Below are 3,957 nucleotides of genomic sequence, written 5' to 3' on the forward strand. Positions count from 1 at the left end.
ATCAATAAGCTTGAGCCTAAATACGAAAAAATGAGCGACGATGAGCTCAAAGAGCAGACTGCACTATTCAAAACTCATATCAGAAAAGCTCTCAAAATCGCCAAAGCCGAAGAAGGTATCAATAAGACTGGCAAAAAACGTCCACCTGTAGATGATACCAAGATTTTAAATGATATGTTGCCAGAAGTTTTTGCCGTGGCTCGTGAAGCTGTGGCACAGGGAGCGGATTATCTCGCGGTTGCTGTGCTCAGTGAGGCGGTAAAGCTTCGTGAGGCAGGCTTTACGACTCCGATTTTGATTCTTGGACCGACACAGCCTCAGGAGGCTGACACAGTAGTAAGGTATCGGATTACGCAGGCCGTATTTACCGTTGAACAGGCGGCTGCTCTCGCCGCTGCGGCATTGCGTCAGCATACTCACGCAAAGGTACATATTGCCGTCGATACCGGTATGGGCCGTATAGGAGTGCGCCCGGGAAACGCAGGTGAAATTGCGGCAGCGATGAAGGGCCTGCCGGGTATATGGATTGAGGGCGCGTTCTCCCATTTTGCTTTGGCAGACGCAAAGGATAAGAGCTATGCCAATGAGCAGTTCAAACGCTTCCAGCAGGCTGTTGCAGCCATTGAGGCACGGGGAGTTAAACTGGCGCTTCGCCATATTGCGAATTCTGCCGCAATTCTCGAAATGCCTGAGACACATCTCGATATGGTTCGGGCGGGCATTATTCTTTATGGACTCTGGCCATCGGATGAGGTTGAGCATGTGATTGACCTAAAGCCTGTCATGCAGGTGAAGGCGCGTCTTTCATGTGTAAAGGATTATCATCCGGGTGAGAGTGTAAGCTACGGACGCACATTCATAGCTGCGAGAGAAATGCGGGTGGGGACGCTGCCAATAGGTTACGCCGACGGATATACCCGGCTTTATGCAGGCAAGGCCGTTGTTGAACTTAATGGGCGGCGTGTACCGGTTATCGGACGTATCTGCATGGATCAGTGTATGGTTGATGTAACGGAGGTTGAAGGAGCCCGTGTTGGGGATGCGGTAACGATTTTCGGTTCAGAAACTCTTTCGGCGGAGGAGGCTGCAGGCTGGCTCGGGACAATAGGGTACGAGGTTGTGTGCATGATATCTCCGCGCGTTCCGAGAGTGTACGTTGAGGACTCCGGCTTATGAAATAAGGTTTTTACTTTTGTTTGTGACTTCTTTATGTTATTATAGAGCAGTATTTTAGTTGTAAGTGAGGAAGAATCAATGCTGCATCTACCGCTCGAAAAAATACGTCCGGGCATGATAACGGCACAGAATATATATAATGACCGCGGCGTCAACTATCTGATGAGCGGAGTTCCCATGACCGAGGCATATCTTGAACGTCTTGATGAACTCGGCATAGGTTCTCTCACGGTTTTTTCCACAGAGACAAAGAATGATTCGGTTGTAAACGTGGAGCTCCCGAGGGATGTACTGGATAAAAAGACAAGAACCGAAGCGTTGAAAAACCTTCGTGGGATTTTTGATGATATTGAGCGTAAAAAGACGATAAATATTTCGCTTCTTCAGAAACCGGCGCACAATATCCTGGAGGATATTCTTGCACATCAGCGGGATTTAGTGCAGCTTTCGGATGTCCGGCAGCATGACACATATACTTTTGCCCACAGTGTTAATGTCGCAGTTCTCAGTGGACTTTTAGGAATAATACTGGGGTATTCAACAGCCAATCTCATAACGTTGATTTTGGGCGGGCTGCTGCATGATATAGGAAAAGTAGTCGTTCCGCGTGAAATTCTGAATAAACCGGGAAGATTGACTAAGGATGAGTTTGATATTATTCGAATGCATCCGACAGCAGGCAGAAAACAGATTGATCTTATGAAGGATGAGCCCAGAGCACATCTCTTGGGACTGATTGCGGAGCAGCATCATGAACATATGGACGGGCGTGGATATCCGTTCGGGCTCAGGGAAGACAAAATTGCGCAGCTTGCAAAGGTTGTTGCAATTGCTGATGTTTACGACGCGCTGACGAGTCAGCGCAGCTACAAGGACCCGTACCCGCCGCATATCGCATATAACATAATGAAAAATCTTTCGGTAGGGCAGTTTGACCGAAAAATGCTTGAGCTTTTTTTCAAGAATGTTGCAATTTACCCGGTGACGACAGTTATTGAAACGAATATCGGCATTGGCATAGTGAAAAAGGTGCATTTCGGGCAGACGCTGAGACCGGAAATCTGTATGTTTGCGGATAGAAAAAGAGAGTTTCTTGAGGAACCGTTCATTTTGAGACTCATGGACGAGCCGGGTGTGGACATTCTTCGTGTGTTCAATGATGAAGAGCTTTTGAGATTCATCGATGAAAAAGGCGTTGATCCCTTCGTTTTTTTGGAAAAAAAGTATCCGCGGAGAAATTATCGAGCGGGAAAAATTATATGATAAACTATCAAAGAATTAAAAAGGCAGGGCGTATGCCCTGCCTTTTTTCACGTTCGAACGCAAAATAAAAATGCCGCACATCAGTGCGGCATAATGCAAATCAGGTAGAAGACTTTCGACCGTCGTTCTCTTCACCATAAAGAGCGTGGATTAAATTAACCAAACGCTTTCGGTCCTTTTGAGTAGGTGTCTTTGAAAAAATCTTATATGAACCGTCCATGAGGAAGGAGGCCAGATCAATACCGGGTTCCTTACGTGTGTAAGGGCGGTCGTGCTTGAGCAGGAAATCCAGTGATACATGAAAATAATCCGCTATTTTCTTGAGTGTCTCATGGTCAGGCTCACGCACACCTCGCTCATAACGGTTGTATGTCGACTGTCCGATATGAAGCGCATTAGCTAGATTCGTCTGCGTGAGAGCCTCTTTTTCTCGAAGATAGCGCAGGCGGTTGTTCTGCATCCCGTCATCCTCCTTTCTAAACTTTGAAATAGAATTGTTTACTCATTTTATCAGAAAATTACATTTATGGGGAAGAAATATGCTAAATTGGTATAAAAGTTCGAATGAAAAAATCGACGCAAACGAAAATAAGACGCAAACGAACGGATTGTTAAGAGCTCTTAAATGAAAACAGAGAAAGGCAGGGAAAGCCTTGCCTTTCTCTGTTATGCTCCGGCTGCTTATTATTTTATATGTTTTTTTACGAAGTTGCCGATACGCGCAATGGCTTCGTCGATTTGGCCGAGTGCGGTTGCATAAGAGCAGCGGACATAGCCTTCACCGCATTCGCCGAACGCGCTGCCGGGAACGAGAGCTACGTGCTCGGTGCGAAGAAGTTCTTCGGCAAATTGTTCGGAGGTCATTCCGGTGCCGCGGATATCCGGGAAAATATAGAACGCGCCCTTCGGTTCGAAGCAGGGGAGACCTATTTCTCTGAAACCGCGGTATATTACGCCTCTGCGCCGATCGTATTCGGATACCATTTTCCGCATATACTTTTCGCCGCGGCGAAGTGCTTCGATAGCGGCTATCTGTGCCGTGATGGGAGCGCAGAGCATAGTGTACTGGTGAATTTTTGTCATTGCCGCTATTATTTCGGGAGCTCCCTGAGCATAGCCGATACGCCAGCCTGTCATGGCATAGGATTTTGAAAAACCGTCCAGCAAAATCGTGCGTTCCTTCATACCGGGGAGCGAGGAAAACGTGACGTGTTCTTCGTCGCCGTAAGTCAGATTGCCGTATATTTCGTCAGAAATAACTATGAGGTCATGTTCTTCCGCAAAATTAGCTATTTCAATGAGGTCGCTGCGGCTCATGACTGCACCGGTCGGATTGTTGGGGTACCCTATGAGCAGAACTTTCGTTTTTGGGGTGAGATGTGCTTCCAGGTCAGCAGGAGTAATACGGAATTCGTTCTCTATCTTTGTAGGAACGGGAACTGCAACTCCTCCTGCCAGCACAGTGCATGCTTTATAGGAAACATAACACGGCTCAGGAATAAGCACCTCATCTCCGGG

The 3,957-nt window shown here is 47.1% G+C and carries 4 protein-coding genes; 2 read left to right on the top strand and 2 right to left on the bottom strand.

The window, feature by feature from the left end:
* Together alr and ACY69O_RS07320 are read left to right on the top strand one after the other, a co-directional pair.
* Window positions 1-1,176 (top strand): alanine racemase (gene alr / locus ACY69O_RS07315; protein WP_462332813.1); only part of this gene is annotated, 1,176 nt, incomplete at its 5' end.
* A gap of 78 nt (window positions 1,177-1,254) precedes the next feature.
* Window positions 1,255-2,439 (top strand): HD-GYP domain-containing protein, encoded by a 1,185-nt coding sequence (locus ACY69O_RS07320; protein ID WP_462332814.1) that lies wholly within the window; start codon window positions 1,255-1,257, stop codon window positions 2,437-2,439.
* A 100-nt stretch (window positions 2,440-2,539) separates the two neighbouring features.
* Here the strand turns inward: ACY69O_RS07320 and ACY69O_RS07325 are convergent, their stop codons facing one another.
* Together ACY69O_RS07325 and ACY69O_RS07330 are read right to left on the bottom strand one after the other, a co-directional pair.
* The gene (locus ACY69O_RS07325) at window positions 2,540-2,899 is read right to left on the bottom strand and encodes a helix-turn-helix domain-containing protein (protein WP_462332815.1); all 360 of its coding nucleotides are present in this window, start codon (window positions 2,897-2,899) and stop codon (window positions 2,540-2,542) included.
* A 224-nt stretch (window positions 2,900-3,123) separates the two neighbouring features.
* A partial coding sequence (locus ACY69O_RS07330; protein WP_462332816.1) for a pyridoxal phosphate-dependent aminotransferase occupies window positions 3,124-3,957 on the bottom strand: 834 nt, incomplete at its 5' end.

Source organism: Schwartzia sp. (in: firmicutes), assembly GCF_978017985.1.